This is a genomic window from Synechococcus sp. RC10A2 (assembly GCF_047502605.1).
The window spans coordinates 13,127-34,350 of sequence record NZ_JANSHP010000115.1; the positions used below are offsets into that span (position 1 = coordinate 13,127).

At 60.3% G+C, this 21,224-nt stretch carries 17 protein-coding genes, 1 pseudogene and 1 CRISPR repeat array; of the genes and pseudogenes, 9 read left to right on the forward strand and 9 right to left on the reverse strand.

From position 1 onward, the window contains the following. Positions 1-61: 61 nt before the first annotated feature. Complete coding sequence (locus NW848_RS15795) at positions 62-1,069, reverse strand: phosphoribulokinase (protein ID WP_011430121.1); 1,008 nt, start codon at positions 1,067-1,069, stop codon at positions 62-64. 317 nt (positions 1,070-1,386) lie between these two features. On the opposite strand from NW848_RS15795, the gene NW848_RS15800 reads away from it, so the two are divergent. The 4 genes from NW848_RS15800 to NW848_RS15815 all read left to right on the forward strand — a co-directional run bounded on the left by NW848_RS15800 (position 1,387) and on the right by NW848_RS15815 (position 7,734). Beyond that, positions 1,387-2,277 (forward strand): ferredoxin--NADP(+) reductase, encoded by an 891-nt coding sequence (locus tag NW848_RS15800; RefSeq protein ID WP_414402534.1) that lies wholly within the window; start codon positions 1,387-1,389, stop codon positions 2,275-2,277. A 92-nt stretch (positions 2,278-2,369) separates the two neighbouring features. Continuing rightward, positions 2,370-4,991, forward strand: coding sequence for a leucine--tRNA ligase (leuS, locus tag NW848_RS15805; RefSeq protein ID WP_414402535.1), 2,622 nt, complete (start codon positions 2,370-2,372; stop codon positions 4,989-4,991). 298 nt (positions 4,992-5,289) lie between these two features. Beyond that, positions 5,290-6,309, forward strand: a complete 1,020-nt coding sequence (locus NW848_RS15810; RefSeq protein WP_414389771.1) for a hypothetical protein — start codon at positions 5,290-5,292, stop codon at positions 6,307-6,309. A gap of 180 nt (positions 6,310-6,489) precedes the next feature. Further along, positions 6,490-7,734, forward strand: coding sequence for an AI-2E family transporter (locus tag NW848_RS15815; RefSeq protein ID WP_414402536.1), 1,245 nt, complete (start codon positions 6,490-6,492; stop codon positions 7,732-7,734). Between the two features lie 44 nt (positions 7,735-7,778). Here NW848_RS15815 and pth read toward each other — a convergent pair whose 3' ends face one another. Then, on the reverse strand, positions 7,779-8,456 hold the full coding sequence (gene pth, locus NW848_RS15820; RefSeq protein ID WP_099812178.1) for an aminoacyl-tRNA hydrolase: 678 nt from the start codon (positions 8,454-8,456) through the stop codon (positions 7,779-7,781). Between the two features lie 158 nt (positions 8,457-8,614). Between pth and NW848_RS15825 the strand changes: the two genes are divergently transcribed. Together NW848_RS15825 and NW848_RS15830 are read left to right on the forward strand one after the other, a co-directional pair. Further along, on the forward strand, positions 8,615-9,835 hold the full coding sequence (locus NW848_RS15825) for an HD domain-containing phosphohydrolase (RefSeq protein ID WP_414402537.1): 1,221 nt from the start codon (positions 8,615-8,617) through the stop codon (positions 9,833-9,835). A 265-nt stretch (positions 9,836-10,100) separates the two neighbouring features. Beyond that, positions 10,101-11,222: a methyl-accepting chemotaxis protein gene (locus NW848_RS15830; protein WP_414402538.1), complete on the forward strand. Its 1,122-nt coding sequence runs from the start codon at positions 10,101-10,103 to the stop codon at positions 11,220-11,222. Here the strand turns inward: NW848_RS15830 and NW848_RS15835 are convergent. Beyond that, a complete protein-coding gene (locus NW848_RS15835; protein WP_240527379.1) occupies positions 11,219-11,629 on the reverse strand; it encodes a DUF4359 domain-containing protein in 411 nt (136 codons plus the stop codon). The two genes, NW848_RS15830 and NW848_RS15835, sit on opposite strands and share 4 nt — an antisense overlap. A gap of 255 nt (positions 11,630-11,884) precedes the next feature. Here NW848_RS15835 and prfB point away from each other — a divergent pair. Continuing rightward, positions 11,885-13,013, forward strand: a protein-coding gene (gene prfB / locus NW848_RS15840) for a peptide chain release factor 2 (RefSeq protein ID WP_143596961.1) whose coding sequence is annotated in 2 segments (ribosomal slippage) — positions 11,885-11,956 and positions 11,958-13,013 — 1,128 coding nt in all. Because the reading frame shifts where the segments join, the coding sequence is not laid out codon by codon here. Here the strand turns inward: prfB and NW848_RS15845 are convergent. The 3 genes from NW848_RS15845 to NW848_RS15855 all read right to left on the reverse strand — a co-directional run bounded on the left by NW848_RS15845 (position 13,010) and on the right by NW848_RS15855 (position 16,245). Further along, the gene (locus NW848_RS15845; RefSeq protein ID WP_011430112.1) at positions 13,010-14,011 is read right to left on the reverse strand and encodes an o-succinylbenzoate synthase; all 1,002 of its coding nucleotides are present in this window, start codon (positions 14,009-14,011) and stop codon (positions 13,010-13,012) included. The genes prfB and NW848_RS15845 overlap by 4 nt on opposite strands. A gap of 154 nt (positions 14,012-14,165) precedes the next feature. Beyond that, positions 14,166-14,581: direct repeats of the CRISPR family, unit length 36 nt; unit sequence GTTTCCAATTTCTAGGGATCCCCCCGAAGGGGGAAC. A gap of 309 nt (positions 14,582-14,890) precedes the next feature. After that, complete coding sequence (locus tag NW848_RS15850; RefSeq protein ID WP_011430111.1) at positions 14,891-15,748, reverse strand: Tab2/Atab2 family RNA-binding protein; 858 nt, start codon at positions 15,746-15,748, stop codon at positions 14,891-14,893. 17 nt (positions 15,749-15,765) lie between these two features. Beyond that, positions 15,766-16,245: a VOC family protein gene (locus tag NW848_RS15855; RefSeq protein ID WP_011430110.1), complete on the reverse strand. Its 480-nt coding sequence runs from the start codon at positions 16,243-16,245 to the stop codon at positions 15,766-15,768. A 259-nt stretch (positions 16,246-16,504) separates the two neighbouring features. Between NW848_RS15855 and NW848_RS15860 the strand changes: the two genes are divergently transcribed. After that, positions 16,505-17,647, forward strand: coding sequence for an energy transducer TonB (locus NW848_RS15860; RefSeq protein WP_099816137.1), 1,143 nt, complete (start codon positions 16,505-16,507; stop codon positions 17,645-17,647). Between the two features lie 24 nt (positions 17,648-17,671). Here NW848_RS15860 and gloA read toward each other — a convergent pair whose 3' ends face one another. Continuing rightward, positions 17,672-18,106 (reverse strand): lactoylglutathione lyase, encoded by a 435-nt coding sequence (gloA, locus tag NW848_RS15865; protein ID WP_011430108.1) that lies wholly within the window; start codon positions 18,104-18,106, stop codon positions 17,672-17,674. Positions 18,107-18,172: 66 nt separating this feature from the next. Here gloA and gcvT point away from each other — a divergent pair, with 66 nt between their 5' ends. Beyond that, positions 18,173-19,309, forward strand: a complete 1,137-nt coding sequence (gene gcvT, locus NW848_RS15870; RefSeq protein ID WP_011430107.1) for a glycine cleavage system aminomethyltransferase GcvT — start codon at positions 18,173-18,175, stop codon at positions 19,307-19,309. On the opposite strand, the gene NW848_RS15875 is transcribed toward gcvT, so the two are convergent. Together NW848_RS15875 and NW848_RS15880 are read right to left on the reverse strand one after the other, a co-directional pair. Then, on the reverse strand, positions 19,293-20,249 hold the full coding sequence (locus NW848_RS15875; RefSeq protein ID WP_011430106.1) for a sigma-70 family RNA polymerase sigma factor: 957 nt from the start codon (positions 20,247-20,249) through the stop codon (positions 19,293-19,295). The two genes, gcvT and NW848_RS15875, sit on opposite strands and share 17 nt — an antisense overlap. Positions 20,250-20,918: 669 nt before the next feature. Next, a pseudogene (locus tag NW848_RS15880) lies at positions 20,919-21,224 on the reverse strand (hypothetical protein); the annotation flags it as partial.

Sequence of the window (21,224 nt, forward strand, 5' to 3'; positions counted from 1 at the left end):
TCGCCGCTTGCCCAACTGCCCGAGCCAGGTCAAGGGATCCCCTTCACGCAGAGGCCAAACCTTAGGAAGCAACCGCCAGCTCTTTGGCTTCCGCCTGAATCTTCTCGTAGAGGGCCCGCAGCTTCAGGCCCACGATTACCTGGATGAGTCCAGAGCCATTGCGGGATCCAGGATATTCCGGGTGCTTGCGCAGCAGCTCCGTCAGCTCGCCGTAGTAACGGGTCGACAGGTTGCTCAGGTGGTTCTCGATGTAGATAACCTCTTCCAGCTTGTCGAAGGTGCCGTCAATTTCCAACACCGAAACCGGCTGGTCGAAGTAGGTGGAAGGGCCGTAGTGCAGGCGAATGCCTGGGTAGGAGCAGGTCAGCTTTTTGCCACAAGGGATCCAGTCGATGGTGGAGCCTTCGTCGAAGAGGTAAACATGGTCGAAATACCTCACCCCCTCCCGCTGGATCATGCGCACCCGCAGCACCTTGTGCTCCGGATCCAGCTCCGGCAGCAGCTTGGTGGGCAGCACCTCGATGACTACATCGGCATAGCGCTTCTGCACATCGACGTAGGCCTCGAAATCGGGGCGGCGGGCCTCAATGGAGCGCAACACATCTTCATAGGTGTGGCCCCGCTCGGCCATGTCCCGCTTCACCTTCCAGGCAATCTTGATCTCCGGCGCCAGATCCAGATAGACCTTGAAGTCCAGCAGCTCCCGCACCCGCTCGTCGTACATGGGGTGAAGGCCCTCCAAGACGATGATGGGGCTGGGATCCACCCGCTCCGGCGGGTCAATGAGCCCTGTCTCGTGGTTGTAGATGGGCTTCATCACGCTCTGGCCATTTTTGAGCGCCTTGGCCTGCTCGTACATGAGGTCGAAGTTGTTGGCGCGGGGATCCAGCGCCGTAATGCCCTTCTCTTTGCGCTGGTAGCGATCCAAGGAGTGGTAGTCGTCCAGACAAATGGTGGTAATGAGATCCCGGCCAAACAAGTCCCCCAACCGCCGCAAGAACGTGGACTTGCCACAGCCAGAATCTCCGGCAACACCGATCATTACAATACGTTCAGGACTGCTTGCCATGGGAACTCCTTGGGGATGGGCAGGGCAAAACTGAGAGGAAGCCTCTAAAAAAGTTACTGTTCTTTATGGTCTTGCATATTACCACAAGACGCTCCCCCACAACCGAGCTTGAGGCCAGAGAGGCGGGCGGCGTCAAGGAACAATTTAACAAAAACTGCCTGTTTCCCGGCGACGACTGAGGAGAAGAGAAGTTTTCCGGGCGGGCTTTCTCAGGATCGGCCTGGGGTGTTCCCCTCCGGCAAGTTCCCTTCGGGCGGGCGGGCTGCTAAGGTGTTTGCTAGAGAGTTTTCTCCCATTGCCAGGAGCAGATCGCCGTTATGGTTGCCAGCGCCCAAAAGCGAGAAGTTGTTGTCAATCTGTACCGTCCCAACGCGCCCCTGATCGGCCAGTGTGTAGAGACCTACTCCCTTGTGGGGGAAGGGGCACCCGGCCTGACCAAGCACATTGTGCTCAGCCTGCCGGATCCCAACTACCGCTACCTGGAGGGCCAAAGCGTTGGCATTATTCCTCCTGGCGTAGATGACAAGGGCAAGCCCCACAAGCCCCGCCTCTACTCCATTGCCTCTACCCGCTATGGCGACGATGGCGAGGGGCGCACCGTTTCTCTGAGTGTGAAGCGGGCCGAATACGTGGATAAGGAAACTGGCCAGCCGGGAGTGGGAGTCTGCTCGGGCTTCCTCACCGATCTCCGAGCTGGGGATGAGGTGATGATCACGGGGCCGGCTGGGAAGACGTTCCTCCTGCCGGAGGATCCAAACGCCAACCTGATCTTAATTGCCACTGGCACGGGCATTGCTCCTTTTCGGGCTTTCATCAAGCATTTGCTCGAGGAGGATCCCAACTACCAAGGCAAGATCTGGCTGTTTTTTGGGGTACCCACCACTTCCAGCCTGCTGTATCGGGGCGACCTGGAAGCCTGGAAAGCTGAGCATGGGGACCGCTTGCGCGTCGACTACGCCATCAGCCGCGAGCAGCAAACCCCCGATGGCAAAAAGATGTATGTGCAAAACCGCATGGCCGAGTACGGCGCCGAGCTGTGGGAGATGCTGCAAAAACCTAACACCTACGTCTACATCTGTGGTCTCAAGGGGATGGAAGATGGCATCAACAGCGTCATGGCTGCCGTAGCCCAACAAGCAGGCCAAGACTGGAGCAGCTTCCAGAAGGAGCTCAAGAAAGCTAGCCGCTGGAACGAGGAAACCTACTAGGGGGTCCTGGAGGTTTCTGGAGCGGCCAAAGCATGCCAAAATGCTGGTATCTAGGCTCCCCAGAGCAAAAGGTTTTCCAGGAGTCCTAAGCTGTGGACGCGCGCTACAATCCCCAGGCCATTGAAAGGAAATGGCAGGCCCACTGGCGTGAAATTGGGCTGGATCGCACGCCGGAGCTAACAGCAGAAAGTCGCAAGTTCTACGCCCTGTCGATGTTCCCCTACCCCAGTGGCAGCCTGCACATGGGGCATGTGCGCAATTACACCATCACGGATGTGATTGCCCGCCACAAGCGGATGCAGGGGTACGCGGTGCTGCACCCCATGGGGTGGGATGCCTTTGGCTTGCCGGCAGAGAACGCCGCCATCGATCGGGGGATCCCGCCGGCCAAGTGGACTTACCAGAACATTGCCCAAATGCGGGATCAACTGCAGCGGCTGGGGCTTTCCTACGACTGGGAGCGGGAGATCACCACTTGCGCCCCCGACTACTACAAGTGGACGCAGTGGCTCTTCCTGCAGTTTTTCAAAGCGGGCCTGGCCTACCAGAAGGAGGCGCCGGTGAACTGGGATCCGGTGGACCAGACCGTCTTGGCCAACGAGCAGGTAGATGCGGAAGGGCGCTCCTGGAGATCGGGAGCTCTGGTGGAAAAGCGCCTCCTCAAGCAGTGGTTTCTCAAGATCACGGCCTATGCCGACCAACTGCTGGCTGACCTGGAGAAGCTCTCCGGCTGGCCGGAGCGGGTGCTCACCATGCAGGAGAACTGGATTGGCCAGTCGGTGGGGGCTAGGGTTGTCTTCAAAACCGAAACAGGGGAGGAGCTGCCGGTGTTCACCACCCGGCCTGACACCCTCTGGGGAGCCACCTTCATGGTGCTGGCGCCGGAGCATCCCTTGGTGGAGAAGCTCACCACCCCTGAGCAAGAGGTTGCCGTCAAGGCCTACCGGGCCGAGGCCGCTGCCCGCAGCGAGATCGAGCGCAGCGCCGAAGACCGCGAAAAAACGGGCGTCTGGACGGGATCCTACGCCATCAACCCCGTCAACCAAGAGCGCATCCCCATCTGGATTGCCGACTATGTGCTCATGGGCTACGGCACAGGAGCCATCATGGCCGTGCCCGCCCACGACCAGCGGGACTTTGAGTTTGCCCGCCAGTTCGGCCTGCCCATCAAGCTGGTGGTGCAGCCGCCCCAAGGGGGGGTGACGAGTGCTGAAGATCTGCAGGCGGCCTGGACGGGGGAGGGGGTGTTGATCAACTCCGGCCCCCTGGACGGGATCCCGGTGGGCAAAGGCCCGGGGCAAAGTGTAGAAAGGGCCATCGCCTGGCTAGAAGAGCAGGGGCTGGGAGAACGGCAGGTCAACTACCGCCTGCGGGATTGGCTCATCTCGCGACAGCGCTACTGGGGCTGCCCCATTCCCATCATCCACTGCCCCCACTGCGGCATTGTGCCGGTGCCGGAGGAGGATCTGCCGGTGCTGTTGCCCGAGGATGTGGAGCTGACGGGGCGAGGGGGATCCCCCTTGGCCCAGTTGGAGGACTGGGTAAAGGTGAAGTGCCCCGCCTGTGGTGCCGACGCCCGCCGCGAGACGGACACGATGGACACCTTTATCTGCTCCTCGTGGTATTTCCTGCGCTTTAGCGATCCCCGCAACGACCGCGAGATCTTCCGCAAGGATCTGGTCAACGCCTGGCTGCCGGTAGATCAGTACGTGGGCGGCATCGAGCACGCCATCTTGCACCTGCTTTACTCCCGTTTTTTCACCAAAGTGCTGCGGGATCTGGGGTTGTTGAATTTCGATGAGCCCTTCTCCCGCCTGCTAACCCAGGGGATGGTGCAGGCGCGCACCTACTACAACCCCAACAAGTCCGGCAAGGATCGCTGGATCCCTACTGCATTGGTCAAGGATCCCAACGACCCGCGGGATCCGGAAACCGGCGAGCCCCTGCAGGTTATCTACGCAACTATGTCCAAGTCCAAGGGCAACGGCGTGGATCCGGAAGAGGTGCTGGCCAACTACGGGGCAGACACAGCCCGCATGTTCATCCTCTTCAAGGCGCCGCCGGAAAAGGACTTGGAGTGGGACGATGCCGATGTGGAAGGGCAGTTTCGCTTTCTCAACCGCGTCTGGCGGCAGGTGTACGAGTTTGTTGTTCGCGGTAGCGGGACGGAGTCCTTGCAGGGCAAAGCCGCCGAGCTGCTGCAGGCCAAGGTTGAAGCAGGATCCCTGACCAAAGCGGAAAGGGATCTGCGCCGCGCCGTGCACACGGCCATCAAAGAAGTCAGCGAGGACTTGGAGGAGTACCAGTTCAACACTGCCATTGCTGGGCTGATGAAGCTGAGCAACGCCCTGGCTGAAGCCGAGATCCCGGACTCGCCAGTCTATGCGGAAGGGATCCGCACCTTGGTCTTGCTCCTAGCCCCCTTTGCCCCCCACATGGCTGAGGAGCTGTGGCAGGCCCTGGGCGGCACCGACTCAGTGCATCGCCAGGCTTGGCCTACCTATGACCCGGCGGCCCTAGTGGCCGATACGGTAACGATTGTGGTGCAGGTCAACGGCAAGCTGCGCGGCTCCTTTGAAGCCCCTGCCGATGTCACGCCCCAGGAGCAGGAGCGGCTGGCTCTGCAATCGGAGGCGGCGCAGAGGTATCTGCAAGGGATGACGCCGAAGAGGGTCATTGTGGTGCCGAAGAAGCTGGTTAACCTGGTTGTCTAACTCTCATAAACTACCCCACCGTATGGACGGGTGGGGTTGCCCCGCTTACCTGACGGCAAGGCTTTTGTCTCTTCCTCTGCCCCAGTTGCCTCATGGATCCCGTGTGGGGCTCTCAGCTCCTGTAGCCAGCAAAGAATCGTCGCGTGGAGTTGGTCGATCTGGCCGGCGGCAGGATCCCCTGGGGGGAGTTTCCGAGTGGTGGCGCAGGACGGGCATTGCCGAAAGTCTGGACACTGCGGCTGTGGCGAACTAGCTTAGAGGCAACTCTTTTTTCAAGCTATTTCGTGGGGTGGGATCCATGCTGAGGCCCAGTCTTTTGTTGTCCGGATCGGCGCTTTTGGGTTTGCTGTCTTGGCTGTGTTTGAGCGGCGAATGCGGCTGGTTGGCTTCCCTGCGCAAGGGACGGGGCGCTGTCCCTGAAGTTGCCTCGGCGCCAGCGCAGAGTGTTCAAGTGACGGCATTTGCCGATGAACCCGATCCTGAGCTCCTGCTCAGGCAACAAGCCCAACTGCAAGCCCAAGTACGGCAGCTTGAGCAGCGCTCTCAGGCGCATCAGTTGCTGGCGCAGCGGGGGATCCCTCTTTCCACCCAGGCTGGCGAGCGTTTTCACTTGGATCGCGTCTATCTGGCGCGGCTAGCTCAGTTTCTGGAACAAGAGCCGGGGAACGCGCAGCTCTATCTGCAGCGGGCTCAATACTTCTGGGATCGGTTGCAGAGCGATCCCCTGGCCTTGCCCGAGCCGGAGCAGGCGGCTGTCGTTGATCACCTGATGCGCAGAGCGCTACAGGATCTGGACATTGCCATTGCTTTGGATCCCTATTTGCCTGAAGCTTACTTGCTCAAGGCCAGAATACAACACGAGTATTTTGGGGAGCTGCAGCAGGCTTTGGCAACTTTGTCCCCTCTGGATCGCATTGCCTATCGCAACCCCCAACTCCACTTGTTGCGCTCTCGCATCTGGGCCGAACAGGGACATCTGGAATCGGCGTTTGATGTGTCGCACCTGGCCATCGAGCTGGCCAAGCAAAACCAAAGCTCTGCCGATCTTTTCGATGCTTATGTCCATCGCGGCCTGATGTGGGCCAGCATTTGCGACTTCAACTTGGCCGTTCAGGATTTCAGCCGAGCTATCGAGGTGCAGCCGCAGCAAGCCGAGGGCTACTACCACCGCGGCATGGCACGCGCCTATCAGGGAGAGGATAGGGCCGGTGCCGCTGCCGATCTGGGCCGTGCTTTGACGCTGTGGCAGGCTGCAGGCAGAGGATCCCCAGAGCTGCTGGAATATGTAGAAGCAGTACGGATGGAACTGTTGCGGTAACTCCACTGCTAGCTGGTTTTCTGCTGCGGATCTTTGTCTGGGCTATTGAGTAGAGAGGTTGCGGGTTTGGCGTCTTTGGGCAAGGGGCGTTTGGCAAGTTCGGCTAAGCCAGGCCAGGATGGTAGAGCCGTCTGTTACCCCGGGGGACTGAAACGCCCCCCTTGAAGAGAGCCCAGCCAGATGATGAGCCGAAGACAGCTGACCCTCTCCGTCTCCTCCATAGCCCTGGTAGTGGCCACAGGGATGCTGCTGCTGTTGCTGTGGCAACTGCGCAACCTGGTGGTAACTGTGATGATCGCGGTGGTGGTGGCGGCGGCGCTGGCTCCCCTGGTGGATCTGGCGGAGCGGATGCGGATCCCCCGTTGGCTGGGGGTGGTGGTGGTTTATCTGAGTTTCATTGCCGGGATTGCCGGCTTGGCTCTGCTCATGGGTCCGACGGTGGTGACCCAGACCCAGCGGCTGCTAGCAAGGTTGCCCTCTTACCTGGAGCGGCTCCAACTGTTAGCAGACACCTGGATTGCCGATCTGGCAGGGGTGGATCCGGCGGCGCTGGACTACTTGAACCAGTTGCTGGATCCGCAGTCGCTGATGAACTGGGCAGTTCGCTCAGGACAACAGTTGCTGGTGCAGTCCTTCGATTTCACCCGCGGTCTGCTGGGCGGCCTGTTGACCGTAGTGCTGACCCTCTTCATTTCCGGTTATATGCTGGTGAGCGGCTCTGACCTGGTGCAGGGCCTGGTGGAGCTGTTCCCCTACCCCTGGAATGAGCGGTTGGCCCAGCAGGTGCAGCCGATGGCGCAACGTATGGGGGGCTACATCCAGGGGCGGGTCTTGGTCTCGGCCATTTTGGGGGTGATGATTGCCGTCTCGCTCCGCTTTTTGGGCCTGTCGGAGTTTGCGCTGGCGCTGGGGGTAATCGCCGGGTTTACCAATCTGATTCCCTTTATCGGCCCAGTCTTGGGATCCCTGCCGGCTTTGGTGGTGGCCATCGTCCAAGGGGGCTGGACTTTTTTGTGGGTGCTGATCCTGTACGTTGCCGTGCAAAACCTGGAAACCTATGTGTTGGATCCCTTGTTGGTGGGATCCTCGGTGCGGGTGAAGCCCTTGTATCAATTGCTGGCGGTGCTGGGGGGCACTCAGTTGTTGGGCATTGTTGGGGCGGTGATCGCGCCCCCCTGGGTAGCCGGTATGGCGGTGCTGCTGGAGAACCTTTATCTCAAGCCCAAGCAGGAGGCAGAGCTGCGCGCCAAGCTGTGCGCTCAGGCCGCCGAAGCCTCCGGTTCTCTGGCTTGGCGAGGGATCGGTAGCAACCTGGAGGGATCCTTGCCCTCTCCTGCCACTGGGGAAGCCGACTCCCTGACGCGGCCAGGCGGTTCTGAGGAATTGCCGCGGGTGGAAGATCGCGTGGCCGGACGCAGTCCTTGATGAGGCGACTTTGCTTAGTCAGACAGCGGGGCGGGATCCCGGCATCAGCTTTCTCCGGGCGCAGTCTTGGCTGGGTTGAGAGGAGCTGGCTGATCTTGCCGATCTGGCCCAGAGAAATCCAAAGGGTTGAAGCGGTTCATGGCCGTCTTCAATCCTTCTTGCAAGCAACACTCCACCGCTGCCACTGCCGCCCTTAGAACCCGGTCCAGCACTGCCTGCTCAGCGGGTTCAAAGCTCCCCAAAACATGCCCAACCCTGTCTTGGTGGCCTTTGGGCTTGCCCACGCCCAGGCGCAAGCGGGGGAAGGCTTCGCTGCCCAAGTGCTCAATGACAGACTTCATGCCGTTATGTCCGCCGGCGGAGCCAGATCCCCGCAGCCGCAGGCGACCCAGGGGCAAGTCCATATCGTCGTACACCACCAGAACCGAGGCAGGATCCAACTTGTACCAATCCAACACCGCCCGCACCGCCTCGCCAGAGCGATTCATGTAGGTCTCCGGCTTGAGCAGGCGCCGCTTGCCCCCCAGGGCAAAACCTTCTCCGTAGCTACCTTGGAACCGCTTTTCCAAAGCCAACGGGATCCGCCAGCGCTCCGCTAGCCGGTCCACCACCATAAAGCCGCAGTTGTGCCGGGTGTTGGCATACTGCGGGCCAGGATTGCCCAGGCCAACGATGAGCTGGAGGGCAACCTCCTCTGGCGGCTGGGTCTTGACCTGGGTCACAGCGTCTCTTGCCTCCCTAGGTAAAGTAGAGTAGCAGAGTTCCTTTGGATAGGCGGCCCTAGCCTCATCGGAGCAGCGGCAGGATCCCTGCTAGAGCTCTGACATCGCTCCATTAGGAACGCTTCTGAGAACACTCGTAACCCGGTGGAGGACAGGTTATGTCCCATGGGCCTGCTGCCTTCGATCTCTGTCTTGGCGAAGCTGAATTCGAGGCCGTTGCTGCCTTGCGCTTGAGTCAGCGGCTGATCCAAGTGGGGATCGCCCTTTCTTCGGAAACGGATTTAAGGCGCCTGCTGGAACTGATTGTTGCCCAAGCCCGCGAGCTGACGGGTTGCGATGGCGCCAGCCTGTTCATCCGCGAAGGGGAGGAGTTGCGCTTTTTTGTAGTCAAGCGCAACGAGGAACTGCAGGATCTGCGCCTACCCCTTACTCCTTCTAGCATTGTGGGCTATGTGGTGCTCACCGGGGAGAGCTTGAATCTGCCGGACGTCTATCGCTTGCCAGCGGGCTTGCCCTATGCCTTCAACTCCCAAGTCGATCAGCAGACCGGCTACCGCACCCGCTCTTTGCTCACGGTGCCGATGCGGGATCCCTCAGGAAATATCCTTGGCGCCCTGCAACTCTTGAACCGTCTCAGGCCGGATCGCCCTGCCAACCTAGCGCCCAACCAGGTGGCTGACTGGAGCCAGCCGTTTTCTGAGCTGGAAGTCCGGGTGGCAGAAGCCCTGGCTTCCCAGGCGGCGGTTGCCTACCAAAATGTGCGCTTGCGGGAAGAGCTGAAAGCCGCTCACCTGGAAACGATTTTCTGTCTAGCCCAGGCTGCCGAATACCGGGATCAAGACACCGCCTTTCACCTCAAGCGGATGAGCCACTACTCCCGCAGCATTGCCAAACAGTTGGGCCTCTCCAGCCATGAACAAGAGCTGATCTTCTATGCCAGCCCCCTGCACGATGTGGGCAAAATCGGGATCCCGGATGCCATCTTGCGGAAGCCAGGCCCCCTCACCCCCGAAGAGCGTCTAATTATGAACCGCCACCCCGAGATTGGCTACGAGATCCTCAGTAAATCGGACTCGGAGCTGATGAAAAAAAGCGCCATCATTGCCCTCACCCACCACGAGAAGTTCGACGGCAGCGGCTACCCGCGGGGCCTTAAGGGAGAAGAGATCCCGCTGGAAGGGCGGATCGTGGCTTTGGCCGATGTCTTCGACGCTTTGGCCAGCCGCCGCCCCTACAAAGAAGCTTGGGATCTGTCAGATATCTTTCGCTTCGTGGAAAGCCAAAGCGGTAGCCACTTCGATCCTCAAGTGGTGGCAGCTTTTAACCGTGGCCGCAGTGAAATTCTAGAGATCTACCACCGCTACCAAGAGCCTCGCTGAGCTCAGAGCCGGCCAAATCGCGGATTTGGAGTATCCCCTCTTGCCGGGATCCCCACTCGGCAACGGGAAAAACCCGCCTTTGTCTTTTTTTTCAACCGATCCCCAGCCTGCGACCGTAGCCAGGGAACGAGATCCCAAGGCAAACTAAATGCAGTCGGCAGTAGTCTCCTGGCAAGCCGACCAGAGCCACTTTTGTGTGTTTCCCAATACATAGCACATCTACTGGCTACCTGTCTCGACCCAAGCTGCGCCGAGGATCCCTGTGATGGCTACCCTGACCAATCCGCCCACTCCCACCCTCTCGATCCACACCAAGCTGCGCGATCTGGCCCTGGTGGACTTTCAGGTGAGCGAGTCCACCCCTTGCGAGAACGTGGTGCGCCGCCTAGAGGATGACAGCAGCCTTTCGGGGGTGATCGTGTTGGATGAGCGGTCACAAGTGCAGGGGATGCTGACCCGGCGCGCCATTTTGGAGTGGATGCTGAGCAAGCCCTACGGCCTAGACGTGTTTTTGAAGCGGCCCATCAGCTCGATGGTGGAGTTCCATGGCCGGGGTTTTCTCCTTCTGTCCGGCGACTGCGATGTGTTGCAAGCGGCCAGCCAGGCCTTCCAGCGGCCCCAAGAAACCATCTACGACCCGGTGGTGGTGCAAATTGGCCCGCAAGACTACCGCCTTTTGGATGTGCCGGTGTTGTTGGTGGCTCAGTCCCAGGTACATCTAGCCACCCAGCGGAAGCTCGAAGAACAGCAGGAGGAGATGAAACGGATCCTGGCCGAGCTGGAGCAGGAAAAAAACCGCAGCCTTCAGTATGCCCGCGATCTGGAGCGGCAAAAAGCCGAGATCCTCAGCCAAAACCTGGCTTTGGATCGGGAGCGGCGCCAAGCCCAGCAGCGCTCGGAAGAGCTGGCCCGCCTCAACGCCCGCATCATCGAGATCAGCTCGGTGCTCTCGGAAAAGGGCAAATCCACCTTTGCCGCCACCTTTGCCGGGGTAGAGGCGGTGCGCCGCCTATTTCAGGACATTGCCGACAGCAACCGGGAGCTCTCCCGCGAGCTCAAAGAAATCAACACCATCGTTGACTTGATCGTAGAGGTGGCAGGCTATATTCGCCTGCTCTCCTTTAATGCGGCTGTGGAGGCCAACCGCAGGGGTGGGGGCGGCGGTTTTGGTGCCATTGCCCAGGAGATCCGCAAATTGGCGGGGCGCACCACCGAAGCCAGCAACCGCATCCGCGGCTTGGCAGAGCGCATCCAACGCCAAAGCCAATCCACCCTGCAATCGGCTCAGGCCAGCGCCGAGATGGTGCAATCCCTTTACCAGCAGGCGCAGTCGGCCCAGGCAGCCCTGGAGGAATTGCAAGCGCTGTTGGAGCAGGCCCAGGTTTAGCCCTTTTGGGGAGTGGTTTTGCCCTCGCGGATCTCATAGGTATAGAATTGCCCTGCCACGGCCAAGGTTTCAAAGTGGTAGGTGGGCAGGGAGATCCCCAGCGGGCCAAAGTTAAGCAACGACAAATCGGTGCTGTAGAGGCTGAAGAGGATGAAGTTTTGCCGGCGGGTCTGGCGCAGAAACAGCTCCACCAGCTCTGGTTGCAGCTGTTGCACAAGGGCGTGACATTCCTCAATGAGGGTGGGCAAAAAAGCTGGGATCTGGGCGCAGTATTCCCGTGTAGCATAGGCAGCCAATTGGTCTCCTGCGTAGGCTCCGTACTCTTCCGGGGTGGGATTGGTGATGGCCAAAGCAGCCACCCCCCCAGCCAGAACCAGTCCGGAAAGCAAGGAAAAGACCCTCAGCATAGCGGCCTCCGAAACAAGATTTTCCATTCTGCTACGGGCTTGAGGTGCTCCGACAGGGATCCTTCGGCAAAAGCCATCGCCCAAGGCCGCTCTGTCGCGTCCTAGAGCCGGCGCGGGATCACCCAATTGGCCAGGAATGCGGTTCACAGTGTTGCAGCAAACCTGCAAAAGAGCTGGATCCCTTGGTTGAATTGCCAGCCTACAGGCTAGGATGAGAGCCGAAGCGCAGCTTGATGCTCTCTCTTGATGCTCTCTATGGAACTGGCCGATCTGAGACGCACCCTAGAATCGCTCACCTCGCGCCTGAGCAGTGCTCAGGACTATCTTTGACCTGCCCCACCTGGAGCAGCAGATCGCCATTTTGGAGCAGGAAGCAGCGCAGCCGCAGTTTTGGAACGATGCCGAGGCGGCCCGCCGCCACCTGCAACAGCTCAACAGCCTCAAGGCCTCCTGGGATCAAATCCACCGCTGGAAGGATCGCCTAGAGGATGCTGCCAGCGCCTTGGAGCTGCTGCAAGAAGACCCGGACCCGGAGCTGTTGGCCGAAGTGTCCGGATCCCTGGCGGCGGTGGAGCGGGAGCTCGGCCAATGGGAGCTGCGGCAACTGCTTTCGGGCCCCTACGACAAAAACGGCGCCATCCTCACCATCACCGCTGGCGCGGGGGGAACCGATGCCCAAGACTGGGCGGAGATGCTCCTGAAGATGTACACCCGCTGGGCGGAAAACCAGGGCTACAAGGTCACGCTTTCGGAATACTCGCAAGGGGCAGAGGCCGGCATCAAGTCGGCCACCCTGCTGATTGAAGGCCCCTATGCCTACGGGTATCTTTCCGCCGAGAAGGGCAACCACCGCATGGAGCGCATCAGCCCCTTTAACGCCAACGGCAAGCGCCAGACCAGCTTTGCCGGCGTTGAGGTCATGCCTATCCTGGAGGAGGACAATGAGTTCGAGCTGAGGATGGAGGATCTGGAGTTCGAGACTTCTCGTTCCGGCGGGGCAGGGGGCCAAAACGTCAACAAGGTGGAAACGGCGGTGCGGGTTATCCACAAGCCCACCGGCATTGCCGTGCGCTGCACCGAAGAGCGCTCCCAACTGCAAAACAAGGAGCGGGCCATCCAGATCCTGAAGGCGAAGCTGATCGAGCTTGAGGAAGAAAAGCGCCGGCAAAAGCTGGCCGAGATCCGGGGTGAGATGGTGACCCAGGGCTTTGGGGGTCGGATTCGCACCTACACTTTCGATCCCTACAAGTTGATCAAAGACCACCGCACCAACGCCGAAACCTACAATGTCGAGGCGTTTATGAATGGCGAACCGGAGGAGCTGATGCACTTTATCCAGGCCTACCTGCGGCAGGAACGGGCCAAGCAAGCCGCCGCCGTCTAGGGCTGGCTGTGGCGCTCCCACACCGCCTGCATCAGGGCTGCCCGCTCCTGGGCTGAGAGCGTGATCAGGGTGAGGGGATCCCCTTCCTGGAAAAACTCCCCCACCCCCCATCCCAAGGCTCTGGGATGGGCTGTTTTTGCCTGCAGGGATCCCGCCCAAACTAGGCCATGCCAAGCGCCGATGGGCGTTTCCAGGGCGGAGGAGAAGGCCAAATCTAGGCTAGGGTGTTGCCTGAGGTAGTCCCTAAGGGCAAGGCAGGAGCCAACCAAGGAGGGCTTGACCACCAGGATCCCTTTCCAGCCGGCTTGGTGGACAGCTTGCAACTGCTCCAGCCCAACCACGGACTCATCCAAGGCAATGGGAGTCTGAAACTCCCAGCTCAGCCGGCTTAGATCGGCGTGCTGCGCTGGTGGCAAGGGCTGCTCGAAAAACTCAATCTTGCCTGGCCACTCTTGGTTGATCCGGTCACAGAGGGCCAGCCAGCGCCGCGCCCCTTCCAGACTCAGCCCCCCATTGGCATCCAGGCGCAAGCAGGATCCTGCGGGCAACTGCTCCAGCCAGCTTTCTAGCTTTTTCACCTCCTGCTCGAGAGGCTCCACCCCCACCTTGACCTTGTAGGCGGGGTAGGAACCTGAGGGTGGGGTTTTCCCAAAAAGCCCACACCAGGAAAGCCCGGAGAGATCCCTTGCCAGCCAGCCGGGATCCCGACAGGCCAGCCAGGCGCATTCCAGCCCAAAGCGCGTGGCGGGCAAGGTTGCCGGGATCTTCTCGATCTCTGCTTCCGACAGCTCAGGGGGCAACTGCTGACAAAATGCCAGCGCTTCCTCTACGGTCTCGCTGCCCAACCAGGGGATGGGGGCAATCTCCCCATAGCCCTGACCTCCCGTCTCCGCGTCCGTCAGCCGAACCAGGATCCCTTCGCGGATAGACCACAGGCCGTAGCGCGTGCGCAAGGGCTGGCGGAAAGGCCGCCGGTATCGGCAAAACGCAAAGCGCATGTTCAACACCTGGGGATCCCCGCTGCTAGTTTCCCCCCAAGGAAGGGGGAGCCGCTTACTTGGCCAACCTACACCCTATCTAGGGATCCCCCGGAAGGGGGAACTTGAGGACGCGTGGCTAAAGCAAGCCCGGGAGTTCTTAAACTCCCTGGGCGTTTCCAATTTCTAGGGATCCCCCCGAAGGGGGAACTTAAACGCTGCGGATGCGATCTTACGGCGCAAGGTGAATGTTTCCAATTTCTAGGGATCCCCCCGAAGGGGGAACATAGTTTAACTTACACTAAACATGCCTAAGTCCCGTGTTTCCAATTTCTAGGGATCCCCCCGAAGGGGGAACACTAATCTTCCTAGGGGCAGGCAAGAACCGCAGCTCGTACCCTGTTTCCAATTTCTAGGGATCCCCCCGAAGGGGGAACGGGATTATTGACGAGGATTGGGTGCAGATTTTAACGGCACGTTTCCAATTTCTAGGGATCCCCCCGAAGGGGGAACTGCCAATAGGAGGAAGACATGTCTACTATCTTCTTTGGGGTTGTTTCCAATTTCTAGGGATCCCCCCGAAGGGGGAACTCTACCCCTATTAAACCCAAGCAGGGCAAGGAATGCAAGGCCTATTTGCGAGGGGGTCGGTCGAAGGTGGCAAAAAAGGGCCCCGAAGAGGGGGGGTGAGAGGCCTGAAAGCCTTGTGGCGCAAGGCATCGAGCGGGTCAACGAAAGAATCAGCCTTTGCGGGTTTTGGCGAGGCGCTCGCAGAGGCGTTGATACCATTTTTGTGTTGCCTCGCAAACATAGCTAGCCTGAGGATTCACGCAAGGGTTTGCGGGCTGCCCAGGCAACTGGGGCGGAGCGAGTGGCGGGGCAGACAGGCCGACAACTGTTCTAGAGAGGGTACTGCATCAGCCAAAAGCCGGCGAAGGACTGGGCCCGGAAATCGCTCTGGATGGCAAGGAAATGGATCCCTTGGGCTTGGCGTTGTCGCTGGGCAAAGCCTTCTGCCTCCGCCCGCAGCTTTTCATCTTTTAATTGCGCAAACAGATAGCAATCGTTGAGGCCAGCCTCGAACAGCAGCCGTCCCTCGGCAACATGCAAATAAGCAGGCTCCATACCGCTCAGCCAAGCTGCTATGGGCAAAGCCCGCCGCGAGGCAATCACCAAGCCGGGAATGATCGTGTCCGGCGCCCAGGCCTCCCAGTTCACCGGGAACAGCTCGCCGAATTCCATTGGCCAGGTCTCGGCTTCCCGCAGATCCCTGGCCCGCAGCGTCACGAACGCCCAGCGCTCCCCCTGCAACTTATCCGGCAGGGGGATGGGATCCGGCGGCTCCGGCTCTACAGGGGGCTCAGGGCTGTAGGTGAACTGGGTTTCTTGGGGGTAAACCTGCTCTGCCCGCTCTCGCATCCAGGCCTTGAGGGCATAGACCCGACGGCTGGGCAGCATGGGGATCCCGGCGGCGTTGCAGGCCCGCTGCAAGATGGAGCTCATGCGGGCTCGGAAGACGCGAATGGCTGCAGGCGGCTGGGGGGCTGCCTCCAGATAGCCGCGCAACTGTTGGGCTACCCAGGTGCTATTGACCTCTTGGTTGCTGCAGTACTTGGCCTGGCGCAACTGGCCGCTGGCATCGCAGACCAGCAGCTCCCAAACCCGCCGCCCCTGCCCATCCCGCAGTGGGACGGCGTTGAAATCCATCTGCCAAATGGGGCCGCGCCCAGGGCTAGAGTGTAGGGGTTGAGTGGCCAAGGTGTTCCTCCCGTTTGCTACGCACTGCTGGGAGAGCGATCCGGAAGCTGTTGGCCTGAGGGATGGAAAGCAGTATCCCCGACCAAAGCCCATTCCCGCTCTCCAAAAATGGCGGCAGGGTAGCGGTAGTACTTAAACTCCAGCAGGTTGTAGAAGGGATCCTGCAAAAAGAAGGTGCCGTGCTCCAGGGGGGTGCCGACAAAGCGCCAGCGTGGCTCCTGATAGAAAAGCAATCCCCGCGTGCGGGCCCGCTCGGCCAGCGCCTGCCAATCTGCCTGGGCAGGGAAGATCAGGCCAAAGTGGCGGGGGTAGATGCCCCGCTGGGGCGTCAGCTTTTCCTGGGTGAGGTGGGCCACCAGTTGATGGCCATACAGGTTCAAGATGACGGCGGCAGGGGTTTCTCGACCGACCTCGCAGCCCAAGCCCTCGCCGTAGTAGGCCTTGGCCAAGGCAAGATCGGCAACCGGAAAGGCCAGATGAAAGCAGATGGGTTCCATGGGCTCTCCTGCAAATCGGGATCTCCGCTCTTTATCAAGGTAGGCGATTTTAGAACGGCTGCTGCCAGGTGGAATGCCGACTGTACGCCTTTGCGCAGGAAGCCCAACCGCTCGGATGCTATAACACTAGCTAGCGTGTAATCTGCTTGCGCCAGCAGTGCGGAGCACTCTCGCGTCAGCGAGACGGAGTCCTTTGGCCGAGTCTGCAGCAAGAGAACTCGGTGTGTTGAGAGGTTTGTAAGAAGGGGCAAGCTTGGTCATGACCAGCATCTGGGTTGAACAGCGCCGCCGCGAGGAAGAGGCGCGCGACTTTTTTTGGATGGTGGCGCTGTCCTTGCTGCTGCACGTGCTGGCGCTGCTGGCCTTGCTCTACTGGAGTCGATTTTGGCCACTTCGCCAGCAAGAACAAGAGGCCATTGAGTTTATCCTGCTAGAGCCAGAAGATCTCAAGCCGCCGGAAGAAGCAGAGCTGGTTTCGGAAGTGGATTCCCGCGATGGGGGCGAGCGGGCGGAAGCCCCCCCTTCTCAGGGCAGTCCACCCCAATCCCAGGCTGCTCCTCGCCAGGAGGCTCCCCCACCTCCTCCGCCGCAACCCCAGCCGCCGCAACCGCAGCCGCCTGCCCCTGTTCCACCCCCTGCTCCGGCGGAAGTTGCTCTGGCCACTCCTCGATCTACCCCACCCCCTACGCCAACTGCGCCTCCGGCTCCTCCTCGGCCCACTGCAACGCCGACTGCAGCGCCGCCTCCGCCCACCCCAGCTCCCCGACCCACTCCCACCCAGACTCCGCCACCGGTGGCGGCTGCTCCCCCTGCTCCGCCGGCTCCCACCCGCCCCCCCACTGCCGAGCCTCTACCCGTGCAGCCCAGGGAGCGGGACTCGGATCCCAGCCAATTGCAGCCTGTTGCGCCTGCTCCCCAACCGCCGACGGAGGTTCTCCCTGCCGAGCGGCCCTCCGATGCTTCCCAGTTGGGGCCGCCCCTCAGCGCTTCCGCTCCCAGTGATGGGGCCGGGATCCAGGGCAGAGGAGCCAGCGGCTTGGCCAACCCCACCCAATCGGCTCCCAACCCCCCCAGCGTGGCGGCGCGGGCCAATGTGGACTGGGGCCCTTGGCTGGCAGCTCTGCAACGCAAAGTGGAGCAGAATTGGATCCCTGGCCAGACCGGCACCTCCCGCCGCACAGTGGTGATCTTTACAGTGGGCCGGGGGGGCGAGCTGCAGAGCATTCGCCTGGCCCGCACTTCCGGCAGCCAACAAACCGACGACGCAGCGCTGACAGCAATTCAGCGGGCGGCGCCCTTTTTGCCCCTGCCTGAGGCCTATGAAGGCAACTCGGTGACGATCAACTTCACCTTCGACATCAACGTCTTGGGCCAGTTGACGGTGGGGGGATCCGCCAACTAGGTGGGGGATCCGCTTCTGGCAAGTTTAGGCAGAGGCGGCAGCTGTTCTTTCGGGGGCGGCACCCTGCTCCTGCAGGGATCCCATCTGGATCAGCTCGATTTTGTAGCCATCGGGATCCTCGACAAAGGCGATCACGGTGCTGCCGTGTTTCATGGGCCCGGGCTCGCGCACCACTTTGCCGCCGCGGGCTTTGATAGCCTCACAGGTGCTGTAGATATCCTCGACGCCGATGGCGATGTGGCCGTAGCCGTTGCCCAGCTCGTAGTGGTCGGTACCCCAGTTGTAGGTTAGCTCGAGCACCGCCGTTTCCGATTCGTCGCCATAGCCCACGTAGGCCAGCGTGAACTCCCCGCTGGGGTAGTCTTTTTTGCGGAGCAAGTGCATCCCCAGAACGTCACAGTAGAACTGCAAGGAGCGCTCTAGGTTGCCAACGCGGATCATGGTGTGGAGAAGACGCATGGGACGAGCTCCAAGAAATGGGCGACGTTGCGTTTATTCTAGTCCTTGACTCCTAGAGATCCGTGGATGAGCTCAACTCCCCTGCAACGCACCCCCCTGTTTCCCCTGCACCAAGCCTTGGGGGCGCGGTTTGTCTCCTTTGCCGGCTGGGAAATGCCGCTGCAGTATCAGGGGGTGGTGGCCGAGCATCGGGCGGTGCGGGAGCGGGCAGGCGTCTTCGACATCTCCCACATGGGCAAGTTCGACCTCTGGGGGCCGGAGCTGGGATCCCACCTCAGCCGTCTGGTGCCCAGCGATCTGGGCGCTGTGGCGGTGGGATCCGCTCGCTACACGGTTTTGCTAAACCCCCTAGGGGGCATTGTGGACGATGTCATCTTCTACCGGCACCCACCAGAAGGCGAGCTGGAGCACTGGAGCCTGATCGTCAACGCGGCCACCCGCCAAAAGGACTGGGAGTGGCTCCATCAGCAGGGGATCCCCGGCCTGGAACTTCAAGATCACACCGAGTCTCAGGTGTTGCTGGCGGTGCAGGGGCCGGCAGCCGAAGAGGTTTTGCAGCCTTTTTTGGCGGGATCCCTGAGGGCTTTGCGCCGGTTTCAACACGGGCAGTTTGCGACTCGAAAAGAGAGATCCTCAGGGGCAGGGGTCTTTGTGGCCCGCACCGGCTACACCGGAGAGGATGGCTTTGAGCTCCTGCTCGGCCCTGCCGACGGGCTTTGGCTCTGGGAGCAACTGGTGCAGGCGGGGGTACAGCCTTGTGGACTGGGCTGCCGCGATACGCTGCGCCTGGAGGCCGCTTTCTGTCTCTACGGGCAAGACATAGATGAGAGCACCACCCCCCTGGAAGCCGACCTGGGCTGGTTGGTCAGCAATCCAGGGGACTACATCGGCAAGCCTGCCCTCGAAAGCCAACGCCAGCAAGGGATCCCGCGCCGTCTGGTGGGGTTTCGGCTGTTGGAGCGAGCCATTCCCCGCCGCGGCTATGCCATCTACGCTCCCAACTCCCCTGAGCCGATCGGCCGGGTAACCAGCGGCACCCATTCTCCCACTTTGGGCTATGGCATCGGCCTGGGATATGTGGATTCAACTTGGGCTAAGGTGGGATCCCGGCTAGAGATTGAGATTCGGGGCCAGCGCCGTCCTGCTGAAGTGGTGAAGAAGCCGTTCTACAGAGGGCAGGCTCCAGTTAGCTTGGGGAGTTGAGCTGTCTGCCGGCCTTGGGGGTGGAGTATTCCTGCTGTAGCCGCCGCAATTTCCGCAGGGCCCGCCGCTCAATTTGCCGGACTCGCTCCCGCGAAAGACCGATGTGCTCCCCAATCTCCCGCAACGTCAGGCCCTTCGACCCATCCAGCCCATAGCGGGCCACAATTACCTGCTGCTCGCGTTCGCTCAGTTGGCTCACCAGGGCGCGCACTTCCTCGCAATGGGCAACCCGATTCAGATGTTCGATGGGATCGTTGTCCTCGTCAGGGATAAAGTGCTGCAGCTCGGTGCCGTCCTCGTCGCCTACCCCTACATTAAGGGATCGGATCTCGGCCATGTGGCGGGTGATCAGTTCGCGGTAGTTGTCGCCAATATCCAGCGAATCGAAAACTTCCTCTGCGGCAGGCCGGGATCCCTTCTCAGCGGACAGCTCGCGGTAGCGCCGCTTCACCTGGGAGACCTTCTCGTACATGTGGGCGGGCAGCCGGATCAGGCGCCCTTTGTTTTGGATGCCGCGGTTCACGCTCTGCCGGATCCACCAGGTGGCGTAGGTGGAGAACTTGTACCCCCGCGTGGGATCAAATTTTTCCACGGCGCGGGTGAGGCCAATGGTGCCCTCTTGAATCAGATCCAGGAACGGCAAGCCGCGGTTGCGGTAGCGCTTGGCAATCGACACCACCAGGCGCAGGTTGCATTCCACCATGCGCTTTTTGGCCGCTTCCCCCTGCCGCAGGATCTGCTGCAGCTCCTCTAAAGGGATCCCCAGCCGTCGGCTCCAATCCTCCAGCGACTCGTGCTGCCGCCGCTGCTCCAGAAGGGCCATCATCCGCTGCACTTGGTGGGCCAGATGCAGTTCTTCCTCAGCGGTGAGCAACGAGTAGCGCCCAATGATTTTTAAAAAACGCCCCACTGCGTCTTGCAGCTCAAGATTCTCCGCCATATCAAACCCCACACCATAAGTTGATGCCCTGTCAGAATCTTCGCTTCTGCTGTCGCATCAAGCTTGCTTCCCACAGTACGAAGCCGACCTTGCTGCAAACAGCACTTTATTCATACCAGTAGAAAAGCCTTTCCGTAAAGGTTTTGGCAACCTAAAATCCAGACTTTCAGCGGCTATTTGATTCACTAAATTTATTGAGTCTTGTCCTTGAGCTACCGCCAGCGGTTCCTCAGTTCCGGCCTCTGTCAGCTCGCCGATTTACGGGTAGATGTTACTAAAATAAGGCGATTCCGTTACTCAAAACTTAAATCAATAGGACAGAAAAAAGCAAGCAAGATCGGTCATGCTCTCTCAATCGTTAACCAGATTGTACTGAGATAAGAAACATGTTTTTTGATACACTCTACATCGCTACAGATGCCTATTTTGTCTGTAGAAATCTATCGGAGAGGCTGGCCCGGCAAGGTATCAAACAGCCTGCTAATCCATTTCTGAAACCTTTTGAGGCTGATTTCAGAGAGAGTTGTCAATGAGCCTCAACCCCAAACCAGCCAAGGCAGATCCCAAGGAAAAGCCATCGTCTTGGCTGCCCCAAGTTTAGAGTAAATCAAGATAAATTTTGGATCTCAGACACTACCCATAGAGTCAAGTCTTCGAGCCGCCATCGTACTACAGGTTATCCGTCGAGTAGGGGCTATGGAGCCCAGGCGGGAAAAGCCGCAACCCCTGCTGTCGCACTCGCCGCTCCTGGAAGGGGATGGGGGTGACGCGCGGCAAAGGTGTAGCCACAGGCTGGGGAGTTGAAGTGGGGACAGGCTGCGGAGAGGGCTCTGGGCTGGGTTCAGGTTCAGGAGTGAGCCCTACGGGCGGTGGCGCGGGAACAGCCGGGATCCCTTCTGCGGTGGGACGGGAACGGTCCAGCTGAAAGCGAGGCTGGCGAGGCGGCGCGGGAGTGGGAGTCGGCGTGGGCGTCGG